The sequence below is a fragment of the Salipiger sp. ABF4_146 genome (genome assembly GCF_056161345.1).
Genome location: NZ_JBSWYX010000011.1, coordinates 118,851 through 141,667, shown reverse-complemented (window position 1 = coordinate 141,667; position 22,817 = coordinate 118,851). Strand labels below are relative to the sequence as shown.

At 66.7% G+C, this 22,817-nt stretch carries 22 protein-coding genes; 17 read left to right on the top strand and 5 right to left on the bottom strand.

Features of this window, described 5'->3' with window-relative positions; translation table 11 throughout:
* Positions 1–55: 55 nt before the first annotated feature.
* Positions 56–1,153: a transglutaminase-like domain-containing protein gene (locus ACXAJT_RS16980; protein ID WP_475237153.1), complete on the top strand. Its 1,098-nt coding sequence runs from the start codon at positions 56–58 to the stop codon at positions 1,151–1,153.
* Positions 1,154–1,242: 89 nt separating this feature from the next.
* Here the strand turns inward: ACXAJT_RS16980 and fliI are convergent, their stop codons facing one another.
* On the bottom strand, positions 1,243–2,583 hold the full coding sequence (gene fliI, locus ACXAJT_RS16975; protein WP_475237152.1) for a flagellar protein export ATPase FliI: 1,341 nt from the start codon (positions 2,581–2,583) through the stop codon (positions 1,243–1,245).
* A 67-nt stretch (positions 2,584–2,650) separates the two neighbouring features.
* Between fliI and flgB the strand changes: the two genes are divergently transcribed.
* The 16 genes from flgB (at position 2,651) to ACXAJT_RS16895 (ending at position 18,524) form a co-directional block, all read left to right on the top strand.
* Positions 2,651–3,052, top strand: coding sequence for a flagellar basal body rod protein FlgB (gene flgB, locus ACXAJT_RS16970; protein WP_475237151.1), 402 nt, complete (start codon positions 2,651–2,653; stop codon positions 3,050–3,052).
* Positions 3,053–3,063: 11 nt separating this feature from the next.
* Positions 3,064–3,474: a flagellar basal body rod protein FlgC gene (gene flgC / locus ACXAJT_RS16965; RefSeq protein WP_475237148.1), complete on the top strand. Its 411-nt coding sequence runs from the start codon at positions 3,064–3,066 to the stop codon at positions 3,472–3,474.
* Between the two features lie 11 nt (positions 3,475–3,485).
* A complete protein-coding gene (gene fliE / locus ACXAJT_RS16960; protein WP_475237147.1) occupies positions 3,486–3,815 on the top strand; it encodes a flagellar hook-basal body complex protein FliE in 330 nt (109 codons plus the stop codon).
* 17 nt (positions 3,816–3,832) lie between these two features.
* A complete protein-coding gene (locus ACXAJT_RS16955) occupies positions 3,833–4,102 on the top strand; it encodes a flagellar biosynthetic protein FliQ (RefSeq protein ID WP_475237144.1) in 270 nt (89 codons plus the stop codon).
* Complete coding sequence (locus ACXAJT_RS16950) at positions 4,102–4,926, top strand: lytic transglycosylase domain-containing protein (RefSeq protein ID WP_475237143.1); 825 nt, start codon at positions 4,102–4,104, stop codon at positions 4,924–4,926. Before ACXAJT_RS16955 ends, ACXAJT_RS16950 begins: the two co-directional genes overlap by 1 nt.
* Positions 4,926–7,025: a flagellar biosynthesis protein FlhA gene (gene flhA / locus ACXAJT_RS16945; protein WP_475237140.1), complete on the top strand. Its 2,100-nt coding sequence runs from the start codon at positions 4,926–4,928 to the stop codon at positions 7,023–7,025. The genes ACXAJT_RS16950 and flhA overlap by 1 nt, the downstream gene beginning before the upstream one ends.
* Positions 7,026–7,781: a flagellar biosynthetic protein FliR gene (locus tag ACXAJT_RS16940; protein ID WP_475237139.1), complete on the top strand. Its 756-nt coding sequence runs from the start codon at positions 7,026–7,028 to the stop codon at positions 7,779–7,781.
* 7 nt (positions 7,782–7,788) lie between these two features.
* Positions 7,789–8,913, top strand: coding sequence for a flagellar biosynthesis protein FlhB (gene flhB, locus ACXAJT_RS16935; protein ID WP_475237136.1), 1,125 nt, complete (start codon positions 7,789–7,791; stop codon positions 8,911–8,913).
* Positions 8,914–9,133: 220 nt separating this feature from the next.
* A complete protein-coding gene (locus ACXAJT_RS16930) occupies positions 9,134–11,338 on the top strand; it encodes an NADP-dependent isocitrate dehydrogenase (protein ID WP_475237135.1) in 2,205 nt (734 codons plus the stop codon).
* An 831-nt stretch (positions 11,339–12,169) separates the two neighbouring features.
* Entirely contained in the window at positions 12,170–12,397 is a 228-nt protein-coding gene (locus tag ACXAJT_RS16925) for an AbrB/MazE/SpoVT family DNA-binding domain-containing protein (protein ID WP_475237134.1), read from the top strand.
* Position 12,398: 1 nt separating this feature from the next.
* Positions 12,399–12,800: a PIN domain-containing protein gene (locus ACXAJT_RS16920; protein WP_475237132.1), complete on the top strand. Its 402-nt coding sequence runs from the start codon at positions 12,399–12,401 to the stop codon at positions 12,798–12,800.
* Positions 12,801–12,907: 107 nt separating this feature from the next.
* The gene (gene coxB, locus ACXAJT_RS16915) at positions 12,908–13,867 is read left to right on the top strand and encodes a cytochrome c oxidase subunit II (RefSeq protein WP_475237130.1); all 960 of its coding nucleotides are present in this window, start codon (positions 12,908–12,910) and stop codon (positions 13,865–13,867) included.
* A 7-nt stretch (positions 13,868–13,874) separates the two neighbouring features.
* Positions 13,875–16,430, top strand: coding sequence for a cytochrome c oxidase subunit I (ctaD, locus tag ACXAJT_RS16910; RefSeq protein ID WP_475237129.1), 2,556 nt, complete (start codon positions 13,875–13,877; stop codon positions 16,428–16,430).
* The gene (locus ACXAJT_RS16905; RefSeq protein WP_475237126.1) at positions 16,430–16,846 is read left to right on the top strand and encodes a hypothetical protein; all 417 of its coding nucleotides are present in this window, start codon (positions 16,430–16,432) and stop codon (positions 16,844–16,846) included. Before ctaD ends, ACXAJT_RS16905 begins: the two co-directional genes overlap by 1 nt.
* Positions 16,840–17,418, top strand: coding sequence for a cytochrome c oxidase assembly protein (locus ACXAJT_RS16900; RefSeq protein WP_475237125.1), 579 nt, complete (start codon positions 16,840–16,842; stop codon positions 17,416–17,418). Before ACXAJT_RS16905 ends, ACXAJT_RS16900 begins: the two co-directional genes overlap by 7 nt.
* Complete coding sequence (locus ACXAJT_RS16895) at positions 17,415–18,524, top strand: c-type cytochrome (protein WP_475237123.1); 1,110 nt, start codon at positions 17,415–17,417, stop codon at positions 18,522–18,524. Before ACXAJT_RS16900 ends, ACXAJT_RS16895 begins: the two co-directional genes overlap by 4 nt.
* Here the strand turns inward: ACXAJT_RS16895 and ACXAJT_RS16890 are convergent.
* The 4 genes from ACXAJT_RS16890 to ACXAJT_RS16875 are packed head-to-tail and all read right to left on the bottom strand — an operon-like array spanning position 18,515 to position 22,808.
* On the bottom strand, positions 18,515–19,504 hold the full coding sequence (locus ACXAJT_RS16890; RefSeq protein WP_475237122.1) for a LacI family DNA-binding transcriptional regulator: 990 nt from the start codon (positions 19,502–19,504) through the stop codon (positions 18,515–18,517). The genes ACXAJT_RS16895 and ACXAJT_RS16890 overlap by 10 nt on opposite strands.
* Positions 19,505–19,557: 53 nt before the next feature.
* Positions 19,558–20,136: a dual specificity protein phosphatase family protein gene (locus tag ACXAJT_RS16885; RefSeq protein ID WP_475237121.1), complete on the bottom strand. Its 579-nt coding sequence runs from the start codon at positions 20,134–20,136 to the stop codon at positions 19,558–19,560.
* A 3-nt stretch (positions 20,137–20,139) separates the two neighbouring features.
* Positions 20,140–21,165, bottom strand: coding sequence for an MBL fold metallo-hydrolase (locus tag ACXAJT_RS16880; protein WP_475237118.1), 1,026 nt, complete (start codon positions 21,163–21,165; stop codon positions 20,140–20,142).
* Positions 21,153–22,808, bottom strand: a complete 1,656-nt coding sequence (locus tag ACXAJT_RS16875) for an ABC transporter permease (protein ID WP_475237117.1) — start codon at positions 22,806–22,808, stop codon at positions 21,153–21,155. Before ACXAJT_RS16875 ends, ACXAJT_RS16880 begins: the two co-directional genes overlap by 13 nt.
* Positions 22,809–22,817 lie beyond the last annotated feature (9 nt).

The window sequence follows — 22,817 nt, the reverse complement described above, 5'->3', positions numbered from 1 at the left end:
TGTATCTGCGGTGGCCAAACGGGGGGCGGACGCGGAATCGACAATGAGGCTTACCATGCAACCGGATCGTAGACAGTTCATCGGCGCAGGCGCTGCGCTTACCCTTTCGGCGCTTCTGCCGCGCGGCGCCTTTGCCGCCTTCTCGCCCAAGCCCGCCGACTGGCGCCGCTTCGCGCTGACCACGCAGGTGGATATCCCGGCGGACGGCAAGCCGGTGCAGGCGTGGATTCCCGTGCCGTCGGTCAATGAAGAAGACTGGATGCGCGCCGAAGCGCCGGCGTTCTCGGGCAACGCCGACAGTGCCGAACTGAAGACCGATGCAGAGAGCGGCGCGCAATATGTGCACGCGGTGTGGTCGTCGGGGCAGGAGGACGCCAAGCTGGAGGTCACCGCCGAGGTCGAGACCCGCGACCGTGCCATTGATCTGGGCGCGCCGGGGCAGGGGGCGCGCCTGTCGGACGCCGAGCGCGCGCTCTACACCGCGCCGACGCGGCTCATCCCCACCGATGGCATCGTCAAGGCGACCTCGGACATGATCACCGAGAACATGACCGGCGATCTGCAGAAGGCGCGGGCGATCTACGAGTGGGTGGTCGAGAGCACCGAGCGCAACCCCGAGACCCGTGGCTGCGGCATCGGCGATGTGGCCTCGATGCTGGAAGTGGGCGACCTGACGGGCAAATGCGCCGACCTCAACGCGCTTTACGTCGGGCTGGCGCGCGCCGCGGGCCTGCCGGCCCGCGATGTCTACGGTCTGCGCGTGGCGCCCTCGAACTTCGGCTACAAGAGCCTTGGTGCCGGATCGGAAAACGTCAGCAAGGCGCAGCACTGCCGCGCCGAGGTGTTCCTGTCGGACTACGGCTGGGTTCCGGTCGATCCGGCGGATGTGCGCAAGGTGATGCTGGAAGAGCCGCCGAAGGACCTCGCATTGGACGACCCCAAGGTGCGCGCGGTGCGTGCGGGGCTGTTCGGCGCGTGGGAAGGCAACTGGGTCGGCTACAACTTCGCGCATGACGTTGTGCTGCCCGGCTCGGAGCGCGACAGCGTCGGCTTCCTGATGTACCCGCAGGCCGAGATCGACGGCGTGGAGCAGGACGAGCTGGACCCGTCGAGCTTTGCCTATGAGATCACCGTGCGCGAGATCGAGGCCTGAGGCCAAGCCAACTTTCGTGACGGGTGGGCGGGGGCTTTACGCCGCCCACCTCGCGCCCACCTAGCCCCAGGGGCAGGCGCTGAGCGGCCTCAGCCGACCACGATCCCTGCGTCGCTGAGCGCCCCGTGCAGGCGGGCGAAGGTCTCGGAGCTTTCCATCGCCTCGTGCTTGCGCTGGCTGAGCAGCGCGTCCAGCGGCTCGGCGAGGGCGATCGCGGTGTCGACCTCCTCGTCGCTGCCGTGGCGATAGGCGCCGATGCGGATCAGTTCTTCCATATCGGCATAGCGCGCGGCGGCGCGGCGGGCGGTGCGGTAGATCGCGTATTCGTCCTCGTTGTGGCAATCGGGCAGCATCCGCGAGATCGAGCGCAGCAGGTTCACCGCCGGGAAGCGGCCCTGTTCGGCGATCTTGCGGTCGAGCACGATGTGCCCGTCCATGATGCCGCGCACCGCATCGGCGATCGGGTCTTCCATGTCGCCGCCATCGACCAGCACGGTGTAAAGCGCGGTGATGTCTCCGCCTGCGCCCGACCCGGGGCCGGCGCGTTCCATCATCCGGGGCAGTTCGGCGAAGGTGGTGGGCGGGTAGCCCTTGGAGGTCGGCGGCTCGCCCCCGGCGAGGCCGATCTCGCGCTGCGCCATAGCGAAGCGGGTCACGCTGTCGAGCAGCAGCAGCACCTGCTTGCCCTGATCGCGGAAGTGCTCGGCCACGGCGGTGGCGGTCCAGGCGGCCTGACGGCGCATCAGCGGCGGCTCGTCGCCGGTGGAGACCACGACCACCGAGCGCGCCATGCCTTCCTCGCCCAGATCCTCCTGCAAGAAGTCCTGCACCTCGCGCCCGCGCTCTCCGACGAGGCCGACGACGATCACATCGGCCTGCGCGCCGCGTGCCAGCATCGCCATCATCGTCGATTTGCCCACGCCCGATCCGGCGAACACCCCCATTCGCTGGCCGCGGCAGAGCGGGGTGAAGACGTCCATGACCTTGACCTTGGTGTTGAGCCGGGCGCCAACGCGGCGGCGCTCGAAAGCCGGGGGCGGCGCGGCGCGGATTTTGCGCGGGGCATCGCCTTCGGGCAGGCGGCCCTTGCCGTCGAGGGGCTGGCCGAGCGCGTTCACCACGCGGCCGATCCATGCGTCATCGGGGCGGATTTCGGCGGCGCTGTGTGAGACTTGCACCGGATCGCCGGTGCGCACCCCGTCCCAGCTGCCGAAGGGCAGCAGGCGCGTGCCGCGTTCGTCGATGCCCACAACCTCGGCCAGCACCGGGCCCTCGCGGCCCTGCACGAGGCAATGCGCCCCGATGCCAACGGCGCGTTCGAGCCCCGACACGGTCAGGACGAGTCCCAGCGCAGAGGTCACCTGCCCGGAAATGCTTGACCTTTCAATGGTCCGCGTAAGACTTGATAGCTCGGAAAACGCCGTGTGCATGGCTACTATCCATTGATCAGTTTGTTTTATTCATGCTATCCTTGTTTCAACCAAAAGGGAACTCTTCATGAAACTTGGTGGAATGTCCTTTTTCCAGCTCGCTTCGGACCGCATGACGTGGCTCGGGGCGCGGCAAACCGTGATTTCCGAAAACATCGCGAACGCCGACACGCCCAACTACAAAGCGCGTGAAGTCAATGATTTCGCCGAGGCGCTGGAAGGACAGCGGAGTTTCAACGGGCTGGCGACGACCGACGCGCAGCACATCAACAATACGACAACCGCGCCCGACGGCGTTCGGATCGAGCGCGACGAGACCGCGTGGGAGGCCAGCCTCGACGGCAACACGGTGTCGGTCGAGCAGCAGACCATCAAGGCCGCCGAGGTGGCGGGCAGCTACCGGCTTGCCGCCGAACTGTATCGCAAGGGCAACAGCCTGCTGACCATAGCGGTCACGGGCATTCGCTGAGAGGGACTGTCATGGATCCGCTGAAATCCATTCTAAACGTCGCCGCCAGCGGCATGCGCGCGCAGGGCGAGCGGCTGAAGGTCGTGTCGGAGAATGTGGCCAACGCCAGTTCGACCTCGAACGAGCCGGGCGGCGATCCTTACCGCCGCAAGGTCATCTCCTTCGAAGAGATGGTCGACCGCGAAAGCGGCGCTTCCATGGTGAGCGTCTCTGATGTGACCCGCGACGATACCGATTTTGAACTGCGTTACGATCCTGCGCACCCGTCGGCCAACGACGATGGCTTTGTGAAGGTGGCGAACGTGAAGACAATTCTTGAGCTGGCCAACATGCGCGAAGCGTCGCGCAGCTATCAGGCCAACCTCAACATGTTTGAGACCGGGCGCACCATGCGCACCCAGCTTCTCGATCTGCTGAAATAGGACTAGCAAGAATGGCGGAACCCACGTCGCTCCTTTCGCTGAACTCTGCCAGCGGGGCCTACCGGGCCTCGCGCGATATGCTGGCGGAAAAGACCCCTCCGATCGCTCCCGAGCAGGACAAGGGGCCAAGCTTTTCCGATATGGTCGCCAAGGCCGGCGCCGAGACCGTGCAGACCATGCGCGAGGCCGAGGCCACGGCGCAGACCGGGATGCGCGGCGGTGCCGATACGCAGCAGGTGGTGCTGGCCACGCTGGAGCTGGAATCGACGGTGAAGGTCGCCGTCTCGGTGCGCGACAAGCTGGTCGAGGCGTATCAGGAAATCATGCGTATGCCGGTCTGATCCGGTAGGGGGGCGCGGTGACAGAAAGCGACACGCACACGATCCTGTCGGAAGCGTTCCTGACCGTGCTCTACGCGTCCGGCCCGATCATGGCGATCGCGCTCACGGTCGGTCTGGCCATCGCCTTCTTTCAGGCGCTGACGCAGATTCAGGAAATGACGCTGACTTTCGTGCCGAAGATCGTGTCGATCTTTCTGGCGCTGCTGGTGCTGACCCCCTTCATGTACGCCATGGTCAAACGGCTGTCGGACACGGTGTTCGACCTGATCGTCAGCGGGGGGCTGTGATGCGGCTCGTCGATGCCTTGCTGGCCGCCGGTCTGGTGCTGCTGCTGGTGGCGCCGGGCGCGCGTGCCGATTGGAGCGATTTCTATCGCCCTTCCGAGCGCGCCGCCGCCACGCCGGCTCCGGCGGGGCGCGGCGCGGGGGAGGCGGTTGGTGATCCGGCGGGCGTGTGCATCCGCGAGATCCTGCGTGCGCAGCTGCGCCACCAGATCCCCGGCAACCTGCTTTTGGGCATCGGCCTGCAGGAGGCGGGCATGATGCATCAGGGCGAGTTGACGATCTGGCCTTGGACCGCGAACGCCGCGGGGGACGGGCGCTATTTCGAACGGCCCGAGACCGCTGCCAGCTGGACGCGGGCGCGGCGCGGCGATGGGGTCACCTCGATTGACGTGGGCTGCATGCAGGTGAACCTGCGTTGGCATCCCGACGCCTTTGCTTCGCTGGAACACGGCTTCGATCCGGCGCGCAACGTCGATTACGCCGCGCGTCTGCTGGTCTCGCTCTACCAGCAGACCGGTGATTGGATCGAGGCGGCGGGCCGTTACCATTCGGCGACGCCCGAGCATAAGGACGTCTACCTTTCGCGGCTGCGCCAGAACGTCGAGATCGCCAACGAGCGGCTGGAGATCTTCCGCACGCTGGCGGCTGCGGATGGCAGCGCGGGGGCGGCGCCGGTTGCCGTTGCCACGGCCGAGCCCTTGCCCGCGGGGCATTTCTGGACCTCGTCGATCACCACCCGCTCTGGCGCCGCCGACGAGGGCGCGCGCAGCCTGTTCGGGCGCGAGGTGATGCAGCCCGTGCTTCCCGCCTTCCGAAAGATGTTCTGATGGCCCTGACCGATCCCTTCACCGCCGCGCAGAAACGCAGCAACCTGCTGGGCAAGAGCATGGCCAACCGCGACGTGGCCTTCGCCATCGGTGTGACGCTGATGCTGGCGGTGCTTTTCGTGCCGCTGCCGCCGATCATTCTCGACTTCGGGCTGGCGGTGTCGCTGTCGGTCTCGGTGCTGATCCTGATGGTCGCGCTGTGGATCCCGAAACCGCTGGAGTTCAACTCCTTCCCGACGCTGCTGCTGGTGGTGACCATGCTGCGGCTGTCGCTGAACGTCGCCTCCACCCGGCTGATCCTGTCCGAAGGTCACACCGGCCCCAGCGCGGCGGGCGGGGTGATCGAGGGGTTCTCGCGCTTCATCGTCGGCGGCAACTTCATCATCGGCATCGTGGTCTTTGCCATTCTCGTAGTGATCAACTTCGTGGTGATCACCAAAGGCTCGACTCGGATCGCCGAGGTGACGGCCCGCTTCTCGCTGGACTCCATGCCCGGCAAGCAGATGGCGATCGATGCCGATCTCGGCGCCGGGCTGATCGACGAGGAGCAGGCGCGCAACCGCCGCAAGGAATTGGAGGACGAGAGCGGGTTCTTCGGCGCGATGGACGGTGCCTCGAAGTTTGTCCGTGGCGACGCGGTGGCGGGGATCATCATCACCATCATCAACGTCATCGGCGGCATCCTGATCGGCGTAGCGCAGCACGGGCTGTCGCTGTCGGAAGCGGCGAATTTCTACACCGTGCTGACCATTGGTGACGGGCTGGTGACGCAGGTGCCGGCGCTGGTGGTGTCGCTGGCGGCGGGCCTGATCGTCACCAAGGGCGGCACCGAGGGCGCGGCGAACGAGGCGGTGCTGGGTCAGCTGTCGAAGTTTCCCAAGGCGCTGTTCATGGCCTCGGCGCTGCTCTTTGGCATCGGCCTGCTGCCGGGCTTTCCGGCGGTGGTATTCACTGCGCTGGCCGGTTTGATGATCGGCCTTGGTGTGCTGGTGCAGCGGCACGCCGAAGAGGCGGTGCAGGAAAAGGCGCGCGAAGAAGTGGCGCGCCAGAAGGCCGAGGCGGCGCCCGCAGAGGACAACATCAAGGAGACGCTGAAGCTCGACAGTCTGCGGCTCGATCTGGGGCAGGCGCTGGTGCCGCTGATCTCGAGCCCCGACGCGGCGCTGGCGGGCAAGATCAAGAGCCTGCGCGGCCTTTTTGCGCGTGAGTATGGGTTTGTGCTGCCCACGGTGCGGATCAAGGACGAGCCGATGCTGCCCTCGCAGAGCTATGGCATCATGGTGCAGGGCGTCGAGGTTGCGCGCGGCGAGGTGCGCCCGGCAGGCATGATGGTGGTGAACCCCGGCGAATGCGGCCTGCAGGGCGAGAAGGGCAAGGACCCGACCTTCGGGCTGGATGCGCTCTGGGTCGATCCGCAGCAGGCCAAGAAGGCCGAGGCCATGGGGCTGACCGTGGTCGACCCGGAAAGCGTGATGATCACCCATCTGACGGAAGTGGTGAAAGAGCACCTGCCCGAGCTGATGACCTATGGCGCGACGCAAGAGCTGATCGAGGGGCTCGACCGCGAGTATCAGAAGCTGGCCAAGGACATCCCGGGCAATGCGCCGATGGTGCTGATCCAGCAGGTGCTGCAGGGGCTGCTGGCGGAGCGGGTTTCGGTGCGCAACCTGCCGCTGATCATCGAGGCAATCGCTGATGCCAAGCGCAGCACGTCGAACGTCACACAGATCATCGAGCAGGTGCGCCGCCGCCTCGCCAATCAGATCTGCAAGTCGATGATGGATGGCTCGGGCTTTATCTCGGTGATCACCATGGGCCCTGCCTGGGAGAAGGAATTCCTCGAGGCGCTGCGGGTCAGCGGCGACGAGCGCAACTTCGTCATGTCGCCGCAGCGGGTGCAGGATTTCGTGCTGCAGGCCCGGCGCGAGATCCAGCAGTTCGCCGAGCGCGACGAGTGGCCGGCGCTGCTGGTCAGCCCCGAGGTGCGCAGCTTCGTGCGCTCGATGCTCGAGCGGGTCAGCCCGATGACCACCGTGCTGTCGCACAATGAGATCCACCGCAAGGCGGCGCTGCGCACCGTCGCTACCATCGGCAAGTAGATGAACCTCTCGGCGCTCCTCACCGCCGAATTCCTTGGCGTGGCGCTGGTCTTTGCACGCATCGGCGGCATCGTCATGTTCGTGCCCGGCTTCGGCGAGGCGCTGTTTCCGGCCCGCCACCGGCTGGCCATGGCGCTGGTGCTGTCGCTGGCGCTATATCCGCTGACGCCATTGGGGCCGGTGGATTTCGACAATCCCGCCGCGTTCCTCGGCACCATGGCGATTGAACTGACGCTGGGGGTGTGGATCGGCGTGACGGCGCGCATCCTGCTGACCGGCCTGCAGTTCGCGGGCTATCAGATCGGCATGATCTCGGGGCTGGCCAACGCTTTTTCGCCCAGCCTCGGATCATTCGAGGGCGCGAACCTCATCTCTTCGGCGCTGATGATGGCGGCGGTGGCGGTGATCTTCGCCACCGATCTGCACCACCTGATCATTGGCGCCATGGTGATGAGCTACGACGTGTTCCCGCCCGGCCAGATCCTGACGGGCGATCTGGCGCAGCAGATGGTCAAGGCGGTGAGCGCGAGCTTTTACATGGGCCTGTCGGTTGCCGCCCCGTTCTTTGTCATGGGGTTGCTGCTCAATCTTGCCATGGGGCTTACGGCGCGGATGATGCCGACGCTTCCGGTGTTCTTCGTGGCCAGTTCGGTGCTGATCATGTCGGGGCTTCTGGTGCTGGTGATGGCCGCGCCGATGATGCTGCGCGAGTTTGCCGAGCAGTTCGCGAACTGGCTCGGCCTGCTGGTCTTCTGAGGGCGCCATGGCCGAAGACGAGGACAAGGACAACAAGACCGAAGAGCCGACAGAGCGAAAGCTTCGGCAGGCGCGCGAGAAAGGCGACGTTCCCAGTTCCAAGGAGGTGGGCAATGTTACGGCGGTGCTGTCGCTGTTTGCGGTGACCGCCTTTGTGCTGCCCAGCGTGTCGGCGCCGCTGTCGGGCATCCTGCGCAGCGTCTTCGAGACCGCGGGTCAGGTGCATGTGGGCGAGGACGTGGCCGGGATCCGCGATCTTGGCGGGGTGACATGGGGCGTCTTGCGCGGTGTCGGCATCCTGCTTGCGCCGCTGCTGACGCTGATGGTGCTGGGCGCCTTCGCCGGGGTGGCGCTGCAGGGCGATGTTGTGGTGGCCGCCGAGCGCATCAAGCCGAAGCTGTCGAAGATCTCACCCATCGGCGGGTTCAAGAAGCTGTTTTCGTCCAGCGCGATGGTTGAGTTTTTCAAGAGCATCGTGAAGGTGATGGTGGTGGGCGCCATCGGCCTGTGGATCACCTATCACGCGGTGCGCGAGCTGTGGCTGGTCCAGGGCATACTGCCCGGTATGGTGACCGAACTGGCCCGGCGCGCGGCAACGCGGATGCTGCTGGTGGTGCTGGCGCTGCTGCTGGTGATCGCCGTGGCGGACGTGTTCTGGAAACGCTTCGATCATCGCCGCAAACAGCGCATGTCGATGCAGGAAATCAAGGATGAGACGAAGGACACCGAGGGCGATCCGCAGATCCGCGGCAAGCGCGCGCAATTGCGCCGCGAGCGCGCCAAGCAACGCATCGCGCAGGCGGTGCCGCGTGCCACGGTGGTGCTGACCAACCCGACACATTACGCGGTGGCTCTGAAATACGAGAGCGGCGTGGATACGGCGCCGGTCTGTGTCGCCAAGGGCGCCGATCTGATGGCCGCCCGGATCCGTCATCTGGCGCGCGACGTCGAGGTGCCGATCATCGAGAACAAGCCGCTGGCGCGGGCGCTGCATGATGTGGCGGAACTCGACAAGCAGATCCCGGTGCAGCACTGGGAGGCGGTGGCGGCGATCATCGGCTACGTCATGGACATGCAGCGCAACATCAAGCGCCCGCTGCCCGAGGGGTCCAGCCTGCGGGAAGAGGATTGAGGGCCGGGCTTTTACCTGCCCGTCGCTTGGTACGGCGAAGTACGCTCAACGGCTCACCGGCAGATGGTCGCGCAAACATCCCGCGCGGCGTGGAAATATGGGAAAATCCGGGGTAGGGCAGGGGCGTCTGCCGGAGGTGACATCCTGCGGCACCGCGACTGTAGACCTTTGTATGCAGAACGGCTAAATGGGGCCAGACCCCCAGGAAAGGCATTGCATTATGGCTGAGAACAACACGCCTGACATCGTTTACACCAAGGTCGACGAAGCGCCCGAGCTTGCCTCGGCCTCGCTGCTTCCGATCATCCGCAGCTTTGCCGCCGCCGCTGGCGTTTCGGTCGGCACCAAGGACATCTCGCTGGCGGGCCGCATTCTTGCGACCTTCCCCGAGGCGCTGACCGAAGAGCAGCGCCAGTCGGACGACCTTGCATGGCTCGGCGACTGGGTGAAGAAACCCGAAGCGAACGTCATCAAGTTGCCGAACATCTCGGCGTCGGTGCCGCAGCTGGTGGCCGCGGTCAAGGAACTGCAGGGCCAAGGCTACGCGCTGCCCGACTACCCCTACGAGGCGACCACCGACGAAGAGAAGGCGGTTCAGGCCAAGTATGACGGCATCAAGGGCTCGGCCGTGAACCCGGTGCTGCGCGAAGGCAACTCGGATCGCCGCGCCGCCGCAGCGGTGAAGAAGTTCGCCCAGAACAACCCGCACCGCATGGGCGAATGGACTGCCGCCAGCAAGACCCGCGTTGCGTCGATGTCGGGCGGTGACTTCTTCTCGAACGAAGTGTCGGCGACCCTCGACAAGGCCGCGACCGCGAAGATCGTTCTGGAAACCGCGTCGGGCGAGAAGGTCCTCAAAGAGGGCGTGTCCTACCCCGCAGGCACCGTGGTCGACGCCACCTACATGAGCGCCGCCAAGCTTGACGCCTTCCTTGAAGAAGAGATCAAGAAGACGAAAGACGAAGGCACGCTGTTCTCGCTGCACATGAAGGCGACGATGATGAAGGTCTCGGACCCGATCATCTTTGGCCACGCGGTGAAAGCATGGCTCAAGCCGGTGTTCGAGAAATACGGCGACGAGCTGAAAGCGCTTGGCGTCAACCCGAACTCGGGCCTTGGCGACCTGCTGGAGCGGGTTAAGGACAAGCCCGAGATCGTCGCGGCGATCGACGAGGTGCGCGGCACCCGTCCGCCGATGTACATGGTGAACTCCGACAAGGGCATCACCAACCTGCACGTGCCCTCGGATGTGATCATCGACGCCTCGATGCCCGCGCTGATCCGTGACGGCGGCAAGGGCTGGGGCCCGGACAACGCGCAGCACGACACCAACTGCGTGATCCCTGACAGTTCATACGCCCCGGTTTACGACGCGGCGATCGAGTTCTTCAAAGCCAACGGCAAGCTGAACCCGGCCACCGCAGGCACCGTGCAGAACCTTGGCCTGATGGCGCAGAAGGCAGAAGAATACGGCTCGCACCCGACCACCTTCGAGATCCCCGAGGCGGGCACCGTCAAGATGATCCTCGACGATGGCACCGTGCTGCATTCGCATGAGGTGGCCGCAGGCGACATCTGGCGTTCGGCCTCGGCCCGCAAGGCACCGATCGAAGACTGGGTCAACCTTGCCATCGAGCGTCAGAAAGCCACCGGCTATCGCGCGATCTTCTGGCTCGACGCCAGCCGTGCCCACGACGCGCAGTTGATCGAGTTCGTGAAGCCGATCCTCGAAGCCAAGGGCGTTGCCGACAAGTTCGAGATCATGGCCCCGCGCGAAGCGACCATCGCCTCGCTCGAGACCATCACCAAGGGCGAGAACACCATCGCGATCACCGGCAACGTGCTGCGTGACTACCTGACCGACCTCTTCCCGATCCTCGAGCTGGCCACCTCGGCCAAGATGCTGTCGATCGTAAAGCTGATGAACGGTGGCGGCCTGTTCGAAACCGGCGCTGGCGGCTCGGCACCGAAGCACGTGCAGCAGCTGATGGAGCAGAACCACCTGCGTTGGGACAGCCTCGGCGAGTTCTGTGCGCTTGGCGAGAGCTTCAAGTTCCTTGCCGACCAGAAGGACAACGCCAAGGCGCGGGTGCTGGGCGATGCGGTGGAAACCGCGACGCAGGGCATCCTCGACCACGGTCGCTCGCCGTCGCGCAAAGTGGGCGAGCCGGACAACCGCGACAGCCACTACTGGTTCGCCCGTTACTGGGCCGAAGCGCTGGCGGCGCAGTCGGACGATGCCGAGATGGCGGCGTATTTCGCGCCCATCGCCAAGGCACTGGCCGAAGGCGAAGCGGAGATCACCGGCGAGCTGGCCGCGGCGCAGGGCAAGGCTGTCGACCTCGGCGGCTACTATCACGGTGACGCGGAGAAGACCGCGGCTGTGATGCGCCCCTCGGCAACGCTGAACGGCATCCTCGGCTGAGATCGTCTCTCCTGAGATGAAGGCGCCCCCGGTCCAAATGGCCGGGGGCGTTCTTGTGTCTGGAAGCGCGCGCATTTGGCTGGATTGCGGCGGTAATGAGGACGGCCGCCCGAAGTTTAAGTTTTCCGAGAAATCGCGCCGCCGGGTGTGGGGCGCGGCCTACTTCCAAAGGTAGGACTTTGCGAGCCGGCCACATCATCTGGTGGTGAACCGCAAGAGCTTCAGATTAAGCTGAGCTTTAACAACATCTTAACTCGCAGATTTTACGGTTAGAGACGCTCGAATCAGGTGATTCCAGCTTGCTTACCCGGTGGCGTATTGTCCCGGATTGAGTCGTTCTCGCGATGGTTGAAACCCAAGTTTCCACAGACTGTGGAAAAGATATGGCAGCTCAGTGGCTTGCCCGAAATTGGCGGGTTGGGGCAAAATTTTGCTCACGGAAAGGCGATTTTTAGCTAACCTGAGTGTGCCTGGGGTCGCTGCCACGACCGATCAAATCGAAGTTTTTCTCACTTCTTGTGGTAGCGTCACGCCCGCATTTTAAGGGCGGCGCCGCGCGTTCGGGTCTTGGAAAGGCGATTGAAGCCAGACTTTGCATTTGGTCTTTAAGTAAGAGTGGCGCCCGGGGGTTTCCTCCGGGTGTCTATTTTTATGCCGGGACGGTTTCGCATCGGGCGGGCCGTGCGCACCGTGTCTACTTGAACATTCGCCTGTCTTGAAGACTCGCCTGCCTTGAAAAATCACCTGTGTGGATATACATTTCCAGATGTCTATCCGTGCTCAGTTGCTTGGATAGGCTGACCGCGCTTAACGTGCTTCCCGGAGGCCCGCATGCAAGTTTCGAGATGGGGAAATTCGCTGGCCGTGCGCCTGCCTGCCGATCTCGTCCGCGAGCTTGGGCTGAAAGAGGGCGACCGGATCGACCTGCACCCCGACGCGCGGGGCCTTGCGGTCAGCCGCGCCGAGCGGCCCGAGGAAATCCTCGAAGGGCTGCGCCGGTTTCGCGGGCGGCTGCCCGAGGGCGCACGCCTGAGCCGCGACGAGGCCAACGCCCGCTGAGATGGCGCGCGCTTTCTTCGACACCAATGTGATCCTCTACCTCTTGGGCGAGGGGCCCAAGGCGGACCGTGCCGAGGCGTTGCTGGCGCGGGGCGGCGTGATCAGCGTGCAGGTGTTGAACGAGGCGCTGGTGAACTGCCGGCGCAAGGCCAAGATGACCCATGACGAGGCGGGCGCGTTCCTTGGCGCGATCCGTGCGCTGTGCGAGACCAGCCCGCTGACCACCGACACCCACGACATCGGCCGCGCCCATGGCGCGCGCTACGGATTCTCGGTCTACGACTCGATGATTGTCGCGGCGGCGCTCGAGGCGGGCTGCGAGACGCTGTGGTCCGAGGACATGCACGACGGTCTGCTGGTGGAAGGGCACCTGCGCATCGTCAATCCGTTCCGCGCAGCCTGACCGGCGGCTCACGGCGGGTCACTTAAACCTCACGTATTCGGGAACCTTTCGCGACCTTCTGCGGTTGCCGTTCAGGACATGCGGCAGGTGCAAGGGACAGGTTCGTATTGAAACGCGGGGTACTCCTGACCATTCCACTGCTCGTCGCGGGCTGCTCGGGGCGTCACAACTGGCTCGCTGGCGCGGGCGAAGAAGCACAATCGGTCGAAACGCTGTTCTGGGTGGTACTGGCCGGAGCGGCGGTGATCTGGAGCCTCGTGATCGGGGCGGCCATCTATGCCCACCGCGCCGATGCCAAGCCTAACCGAGAGCGCGAGGCCCGCCGCTTCATCATCTGGGGCGGCGTGGCGCTGCCGGTGCTGGTGGTCGGCGGGCTGCTGATCTGGGGCCTGCTCATCCTGCGTGACATCACCGCCGATGATGGCGCGCTGACCGTGCGCGTGGACGGCGAGCGCTGGTGGTGGCGGGTGGTTTACGAGACCCCCGGCGGGCCGGTCACCACCGCAAACGAGATCCGCCTGCCGCTGGGCGAGAGGGCGCTGTTCCGGCTGACTGCTGACGACGTGATCCATTCGTTCTGGGTGCCTGCGCTGGGGGGAAAGATGGACATGATCCCCGGACGCGAGACGACGCTGGCGCTGACCCCGCAAAAGCTGGGCAACTGGGGCGGGCTCTGCGCCGAGTTCTGTGGCGGCGCGCACGCACTGATGCGCTTTGATGCCGTTGTCATGGAGCCCGGGGCGTTTGACGCGTGGCTGGCGCATGAGGCGCAGCCGGCGCAGGTGGACGAAGGCGATCCCGGCTATGCGGTGTTCGAAGAGGAAGGCTGCGGCGCGTGCCACACCATCCGCGGCACCGATGCGCAGGGTCCGGTCGGACCAGACCTGACGCATCTGGCAGCGCGCGACAAGCTGGGGACGGGCATCTACGAGATGACGCCGGACAATATGGCGCGCTGGATCACCGACACCCACGAGATGAAACCCGAGATCGACATGCCCGCCTATCCGGGCCTGCAAGGCGAGCGGCTCGACGCGCTCGTGACCTTCCTGATGAGTTTGGACTGAGCCGCGCATGACCCAAGAGATCGACCTCTCCAAGCTGCCCCCGGCCGAGCCCTACGACAAGGCGCGCGACGAGGCGCAGCGCGCCCGGCTGATGAAGGTCTGGGAGACGCCGACCGGCTGGCGACGCATCTCGGCGGTGAACAACTCGTCGGTGGGCAAATGGTACCTGCTGACGTCCTTCGCCTTCTTCACCTTCGCCGGGTTCTTGGCGCTGCTGATCCGCGCACAACTGGCGGTGCCGAACAACGATCTGCTGTCGCAGAGCCTCTACAATCAGCTGTTCACCCTGCACGGCACGGCGATGATGTTCCTCTTTGCGGTGCCGATCTTCGAGGCGGTGGCGATCCTGATCCTGCCCGAGATCCTTGGCGCGCGCGACCTGCCGTTCCCGCGGCTTTCCGCCTTCGGGTACTGGTGCTTCCTGATCGGCGGGGTGTTTGTCTGCGGCTCGGTGTTCTTTGGCGTGGCGCCGCAGGGCGGTTGGTTCATGTACACGCCGCTGTCGTCCAACACAGACTACAGCGGGCTGGGGGCCGACATCTGGCTGCTTGGGCTGTCGTTCATCGAGGTGTCGTCGATCGCTGCCGCGGTCGAGTTGATCGTCGGCGTGCTGAAGTCGCGCCCGCCGGGCATGCGACTGAACCTCATTCCGCTTTACTGCTGGTACGTGCTGGTGGTGGCGGGGATGATCCTTTTCGCCTTCCCGCCGCTGATCGCCGGCGACCTGTTGCTGGAGATGGAGCGCGCCTTTGGCTGGGCCTTCTTCGATCCCGATCGCGGCGGCGATCCGCTGCTCTGGCAGCACCTGTTCTGGATCTTCGGCCACCCCGAGGTCTACATCATATTCCTGCCGTCCATCGCGCTGATCGCAACCATCCTGCCGACCTTCGCCGGGCGGCCCATGGTCGGCCATTCGTGGATCGTGCTGTCGGCGGTGGGCGTGGCGTTCCTGTCGTTCGGCTTGTGGGTGCACCACATGTTCACCACCGGCCTGCCTGAGATCTCGCTGAGCTTCTTCTCGGCGGCTTCCGAAGCGGTGGCGGTGCCCACCGGCATCCAGATTTTCTGCTTCATCGCCACCATGCTGGTCAGCAAGGTGCGCCGCTCGGTGCCGATGCTGTTTGCCGGCGGCGCGCTGGCGATCTTTGTCTTCGGCGGGCTGACCGGCGTGATGGTGGCGCTAGTGCCCTTCGACTGGCAGGCGCATGACAGCTACTTTGTCGTGGCGCACCTGCATTACACGCTGATCGGCGGCATGCTCTTTCCGCTCTTTGCCGGGGTGCACTACTGGTACCCGTTCGTCACGCAAAAGAAGATGTCCGACCGGCTGGGGCGCTGGAGCTTCTGGCTGATGTTCGGCGGCTTCAACCTTGCCTTCCTGCCGATGCACTGGACCGGGGTCATGGGCATGCCGCGGCGGGTCTGGACCTATGACGTCACCGATGGCTGGGCGGTGCTCAACATGGTCTCGACCGTGGGCGCTTTCGTCTTCGCGGCGGGCTTCGTGGTGCTGGCGGTCAACGTGCTCTGGCCGCGCGGCAAGGCGCCGCTGGTCGAGCGCAACCTGTGGAACGCGGGCACGATGGAGTGGGGCGCCGAGGTGCCGGACAAGCCGTGGGGCGTGCGTTCGATCCCCTATATCCACACCCGCTACCCGCTTTGGGAGCAGAAGGGCCTGCTGGACGAGATCGACCGCGGCGAGTGGTTCCTGCCCGACGCCAAGGAGGGCAAGCGCGAGCTGATCATCACCGACATCCTCGACGCCCGTCCGCTTTATGTTCAGCGCGTTGGCGGGCCGAGCTATCTGACCCTTGGCGCGGCGGGCTGTCTTGGCGCGGTGTTCATCCTTGCCACATTCCATCTCTGGGCGTTGACGCTGATCTTTGGCGCCGGATTTGTCGGCTTCACCCTGTGGTGGCTGTGGACCGGCACGTCGCAGATCCCGGAGGTCCCCGAAAAGGCTGCGGGGCGCGGGCTGGTGCTGCCGACCTATGCGCAAGGCAACAACTCGCCCGGCTGGTGGGCGGTGTTCATCACCATGACCGGCGACATGACCGCCTTCATGGGGCTGGTGTTCAGCTACTTCTTTTATTGGACCGCGCTGCCGGACTTCCTGCCGAGCGCGGTGAACCTGCCGGGCTTTGGCTGGCTGCTGGTCGGTCTCGCGCTGTTGCTGGCGGGCTGGGGGACGGCGCTGCTGGCGCGGACGCGGCTGGCGGGCGGCAGCACCGGGCAGGCGATGGGCCTGCTGGTCGCGGGCGTGCCGCTTGGGGCGCTTGGGCTGGGCGCATGGGGCTGGGCGGCATGGAGCGCCGGGCTGGACCCCACCGAGACCTCCTTTGATGCCACTGTCTGGATCCTGATCCTGTGGATCGGCGTGCACCTGCTGCTCGACGCAGTGATGCGGCTTTACGTGGCGGCGCGGATCTGGTGCGGTCATTGCACGCCGCGCTATCACGCCGACAGCGCCAACCTGACGCTCTTCACCCATTTCGTCGCGCTGACCGCTGTGGTGATCTTTGCGCTGCTGGCGCTGTTCCCGATGCTGATGGGGGTGGCGTGATGGCCCGGTCCCGCGACAATAAGAAGATCGTCCCGCCCGGCGAGGCGCCGCGCGTCATCGATCAGGGCTCGGTGTGGATCCTTGTCGCCGCGCCCTCGATCTGGGCGGCGCATTTCCTGCTAAGCTACTGGGTCGCGGCGATCTGGTGCGCCAAGCTGGGGCGCGGCACACCGCTGGCCGAACCGCGCTGGATCATTGCCGGGCTGGGCGCGCTTTGCATCGCTGCGATCATCGGGCTGGCGGTGCTGGCGCTGCGCCGCTACGGCGGCGTCTTCGTGATCTTCGAGGAAATCACTGAAAGCTCGGAACGGGCGCGGGACCGTTTCGTCGGCCACGTGGCGCTGCTGCTGTGCGTGCTTTCGGCGGTGGCCATCCTCTTCACAGTGATCCCCGGCATGGTGCTGGGCCAATGCTGAGCCCGCGCCGCCTCCTCGCGCTGGCGCTGCTGGCGGGCCTTTGGATCGGCCCGCTGCCAGATCTGGCGACCGGCTCGATGGTGCTGCATATGGTGCTCCACCTTGGCGTGACCGCCGTGGTTCCGGCGCTCTGGGCCCCGAACCTGCGGCTGCCGTCGGGCGCGATGGCGCTGGCGCTTGGTGCGGTGGCCGAGATGCTGGTGGTCTGGCTCTGGCACCTGCCGGGCATGCACCTTTGGGCGCGTCTGACCGCGATGGGCCTTGTGCTGGAGCAGGCGAGCTTTCTGCTGGCGGGGCTGATGCTCTGGGGGGCGGTGCGCGCGGCGGGCGGCTTTGGCGGCGCGGTGGTGCTGCTTGCGACGACCATGCACATGACCCTGCTCGGGGCGCTGATCGGCCTCGCGCCGCGCACGCTCTACGGCGACATCTGCGCCGGGCATCTTGGCCTTTCGGCGCTGCAGGAGCAGCAGGTGGCGGGCGCGCTCATGGCCGGGGCGGGGGGCGCGATCTACCTTGTGGCCGCGCTGCGCCGGCTTGGTCGGGCGCTGCAGCTGAAGGAGGCGCAGGCATGAGAGTGAAACGCTGGATCCTCGGCGGCATTGCCGCGCTGCTGGTGGCGGGCAATACCGTCTTCTGGCTGGCGCCCTACAATATCGCCGCCTCGGTGCCGCATCTGCCGGGGGTGGGCGCTGTGCTGCACCAATACCTGCGCAACGCGGTGGCCATCCGTGCCAGCGGCGAGGAGATTCCGCGACATGTAAACCTTGAGGACCCGGCGCTGATCCGCCTCGGCGCGGGTCATTTCGCCACCGGCTGCATGACGTGCCACGGCGGGCCGGGCATCGCGCGCAACCCGGTGGTGGAGGGCATGCGCCCCGAGCCGCCGACGCTCAGTTCCGAGGATTACGGGCCGAAGGAATTCTGGTGGATCGCCCGCCATGGCGCCAAATACACGGGCATGCCAGCGTGGCCGGGCGAGGAGCGCGACGATGAGCCTTGGGCGCTGGCCGCCTTCCTTTCGCACTATGACGGATTCGACCGGGCGCAGTTCGAGCGTGCAGCTTTCGGTCGCTCGGGGGGCTACGAGAGCGCGGGTGTGCGCTTTGGCGGACTGCCCGGCGCGATCCCGCAGGATCTGGCCTGCGCGCGCTGCCATGGCGAAGATGGGCTGGGCCGCGAGGGCACCGCGCCAAAGCTGGCCGGACAGTCCCGAGAGTGGCTTGAGTTGGTTCTGGGGGCCTATGCCGAGGGTCACCGCGAGAGCGGGTTCATGGAGCCGCTCGCTGCGCCGCTCAGCGCCGAGACGCGCGCGGGGATCGCGCAGCGCTATGCGGGCATGAGCGCGACGTGGCAAGGCGCGGCGCTGCCCTATGGCGATGCGGAGCGGGGCCGGGCACTGGCTCGGCAAGGCGATGAGCACGAGGATATCGCCAGCTGCGCGTCGTGCCATGAAGGCGGCGCAGACGGGCTGACGCCGAAGCGGGCGGACACGCCGCGCATCGCCGGGCAGGATGGCTACTGGCTGGTCAACTGGCTGCATCTCTATCGCGACGGCCCGGTGCCCGAAACGCCGCGCGCGCCTCTCATGCAGGCGGCGGCGAAGAACCTGACCGACTCGGATATCGCAGACCTTGCGGCCTATTACGCTACGCTCGGCCCGGCGCAGGTTCAGGACTGAGCCGCCGCAGACCGGACCGATCCGCGCTCGATCAGCCGCACCGGCACCTCGCAAAGCAATGGCGGGGCCTCGGCGGGCAGCTCAATCGCCTCGAGGGTGGCCTGCGTCACCGCCTCCAGCGACTGGCTGACCGTGGTGAGCGCGTGCGAGGACCACGCGGAGATCGGCGCGTTGTCGAAGCCGATCACCGACAGATCCTCGGGCACACGCAGGCCAAGCTCGAACCGGGCGGTGTTGAGCACCCCCAAGGCGATCTCGTCGGTCACGCCAAAGATGCCGTCCAGACCGGGCACCCTCAGCAGCGCCCGCGCTGCCTCGACGCCCGTCTCATAGCTGTTCGGGCCATCGGCCCAGCGGGTGACCGGAATTCCGCGCAGCGCCATTTCCGAGCAGAACGCCTCCGCTCGCTCCAGCTTGGCCGAGGTGCGCGAGGCAGAGATCACGACTGCAACCGCCCGGCACCCAGCCTGCGCCAGCCGCGCGGCGGCGAGCCGTCCGCCGTGGGCGCTGTTGGCGAGGATGAGATCGGCGCGCGCGCCTTCGGGCGGGCGCGGGCGGTTGATCAGCACCATGCGCGCGCCATTCTGCGCGCAAAGCCGGATCAGCGCGTCGGGCGCGGCGCCTGACAGCAGCACCACGGTGCGCACGCGGTAGTCCAGCAGCCGTTTCAGATCTTCGGTCATACCACCCGCGCTGTTCATCAGCAGGCATTGCAGGCGGCGGGCGTGCAACGCCTTCGACAGCGCGTCGAGCTGAGCCGAGATATAGGGGTTGGAGAAATTGCCGCCGACGATGCCCACCAGATCGGAGCGCTCCTGATGCAGGGTGCGGGCAAGGCGGTTGACCCGGTAGCCCAGTTCTTCGGCGGCCTTAAGGATGCGCGCGCGGGCCTGTTCCGAGACCTGCGCGCCGGGGGTGAAGGCGCGCGAGACCGCCGAGCGCGAGACCCCGGCAAGGCGGGCGACATCGGCGGCAGTCACGAACCGGCCCTTGGGCGGACCGAGTGGCGGGCGGGGCGGTGGGCGGGACGGTGTCATCGGCGGCAGAGGCCGCGGTCCAGCACCTCTTGCGCCAGCGCCAGCATCGGCGGCAGCGGATAGCTCTGGTTCAGCCCGCGCAAGGCGCGCAGGTGGGTCAGGGCGGCATCGAAGGTGGGGAAGTCTTCGGGACGCCGCAGATGCAGCCAGAGCGCCAGAACCGTCACCGAGCGCGAGCGCCCGCCGCGGCAATGCACCAGCAGCCCACCTTTGCTGTGCGCAGGATAGTGCGGTTTGCCCGGTGTGTAGCAGGCGGCGAGCCCGTCGATCAGCGTCACCGCGGCAGCGAGGGTTTCGGGCGCATTGCCTGCGCCGTCAATCATGCCGATTTGGTAGCGCCGGAGGTGACGGCCATCGGGCAGCGTCAGCGGTCCGGGAAAGAGGTTGATCGCCAGATTTAGGCTGCCGGTGATCCCCGCCTCGGCCAGCGTCTGCGGGTCTTCGGCCGCGGGCAGATTGCCCAGCCACAGACCGGAGAGACCGGGGCCGGTCTGCTCGGTCACCTGCCAGAGCAGCGGGCGCCTGTCTTCGGCGGCTTCGGCGGCGGGAACGGACTGGGGCAGATGGTGGCGCATGGCTCAGACCTCCAGAGTGTCAGCGGTGCACAGCCGCGGGCCAAGCGCGGCGCGCAGTCTGGGCGCGGTGCTCAGGTCGACGAACGCGGGCAGGATGCGCGCCGCGGCGGTGTCGCGCGCCATCGTGGTGATCTCGGACAGGCGCGGGTGCACGTTCCAGCCCATCCAGCGGGCACGGCCCGACGCGATCATCGCGTGCGCCGGGCTGCTGCGCGGCACATGACCCGAAAAGATGAAACGAAAGCCGGGCCGCTCGCGCAGCGCGGCGGGCAGGCCGTGCTCGGCGTTGGGGCCGTCGGCGACGATCACCTGTCCGGTGCGTGCGGTCTGCGCGCAGATCTGCGGCGGGCGCTGGCCGGTCAGTCGCTCGGCCTCGTCGGCGATGGTGGCGCAGGCCTGCACCTCGAGCCCCGCGTCGGTGAGAGCGCGGACCATATCCGGTCCGCGCCCGTCTGCCGGGCAGGGCAGCACCGCGCCATCTCGCGCGGCCTCGGCCATGGACGTCACCTGCGTGGCGAGCGTGTCGTCGCGGTCGCCATATGAGGCGTCTGCCAGCACCGTGGCGGCGCGCGGAAAAGCGTCGCAGCGCAGCAGCGGGGCCTCGGTGGAGAAATCTCCGGTGTAGAGAAAGCCGCCAGCCGCCGTGTCAAAGCGCATCCAAATGCCGCCCGGCGCGTGGCCCGCGCGCCCGGTCTTGATGCGCAGGCCGTGTATCTCGGCGGTTCCGCACTCGGGCAGCCGGGCTGTGCGCGGTGGACGCAGGGGTGCGGGCAGCTGCCGGAGGGTCTCGGCGGTGGCGTAGACGGGGGGCGTGCCGATCTCTGGCAGGCGATCCAGCGCGCCTATATGGTCGACATGCGCGTGGCTCAGCAGCACCGCGTCGATGCGGCCAGCCCCAGAGAGATCCGCGTGCTCGCCCGCTTCCAGCCCGCCGCCCATGTCGAGCAGCAGCCTTTGGCCTTGGATTTCCAGCAGGAACACGGCAGCGCTCTTGCGGCCAAGCCCGCTGAGAGCGGTCAGTCGCGCCATGGCAGCACTCCTTCCGGCAGGCGGCGACCGAACAGCAGCGACAGGCCCATCAGCGCCAGCACCACCAGCACCATCAGGCAGCCCACCGCGGCGGCGAGCGTCGACGAGCCGGCTTCTTCAAGGAAGATGATCATCGGCCCGATGGTGGTGGCGCGGGAACTGACCAGCAGCACCGAGGTCTGGATCTCGTTGATCGCGGTCATGAACACGAGGATCGCCGCCGCGGTGGCCGAGGGCGCCAGCGCGGGCAGCACGATGTCGCGCAGCCGGGCGAAGATACCGGCCCCGGCCAGTTGCGCCGCCTCGTCGAGACCGCGGTCGATCTGCGCGTAACCGCCCAGAATGGGCCGCAGTGCCAGCGCGAGGTAGTTCGACAGATAGGCGGCGAGGATCACCCAGACGGTGCCGTAGAGGCCGGACCCGATGAACGGCAGCGGCCGCAGGAAGAACAGGATCATCGCCACGCCGATGATGATGCCCGGCAGCGCATAGGCCAGTTCCGAGGCGAGCCGGAGCAGCTTGGCCAGCCAGCCGCGCCGCCAGCTCAGCACGTAGCCAAGCGCCACCCCCACCGGGATCAGCACTGCCACGGTCAACAGCGTCAGCCACAGCGAGGTCGCAAAGGCCTCGCGGATGCCCTCGTGATGAAAGAGCGCGTTGGCGAAGTTCTCGAAGGTGATGGTCTCGGCGGTCAGCGGCTGGCCGTAGCCGCGTACCAGCGCGGTGCCGAAGAGCGCCGAGAGCGGCAGCACCAGACAGATCAGCAGATACCCCCATGCCAGCGCGCTCACCGGCAGGCGCCATCGTCCGAGCGCCATGCGCGGGACGCGCTGCGCGGCGTCGACGCGCTGGTCGCCGCGGCGCCCGAGCCACGCGGTCAGCGTCATGCCGATCACCGTCAGCACCGCCAGCAGCAGGGCGAGCAGCGCCATGTCGTTCAGCGCCGACGGTCCGTAGGAGTTGAGCCGCCGGTAGATCAGGGTGATCAGCGTCGAAACCCGCGCCGGGATGCCCAGCATGGCTTGAATGCCGAAGTTGCCGATCGACGAGACGAAGGCCAGCGCCGCCCCGGCGAAGACGCCGCCCCGGATCAGCGGCAGGATGATGTCGCGGGTGACCGCGCCGCAGCCGGCGCCATTGGCATGCGCGGCCTCGATCAGCGAGGCGGGCAGGCGCTGCAGCGAGGCGCGCACCGACAGGAACACCAGCGGGGCATTGTAAAGCCCCAGCAGAAAGACGATGCCGCTCATGGAATAGAGCGGGTGCCGCGTGCCCGGCGGCAGCGACAGGCCCAGCGGCCCAAGGATCGGGCTGGCGGGAGAGAACGCCTGAATCCACGCCAGCGCGGTCACCTGCGGCGGGATCATCAGGGGCAGCACGAAGCCGAACACCCAAAGCGTCCGCCGGCGCATGTCGGTCAGCGTGGTCAGCAGCGCGGCAGAGGTGCCCACCAGCGTCGCGAGCAGCGTTGAGGCGAGCGAGATCCAGATGGTGTTGAGCGTCGCCTCCAGCACCCGCCGCCCGCCAAGGATGTCGGCGATGCGCGCGGCGTCGAAGCTGCCCTGCGGAAATAGCGCGGCATAGACCAGCCGGCCCAGCGGGGCGATCGACAGCAACCCAACGAACACCGCCAGCACGATCATCAGAGCGCG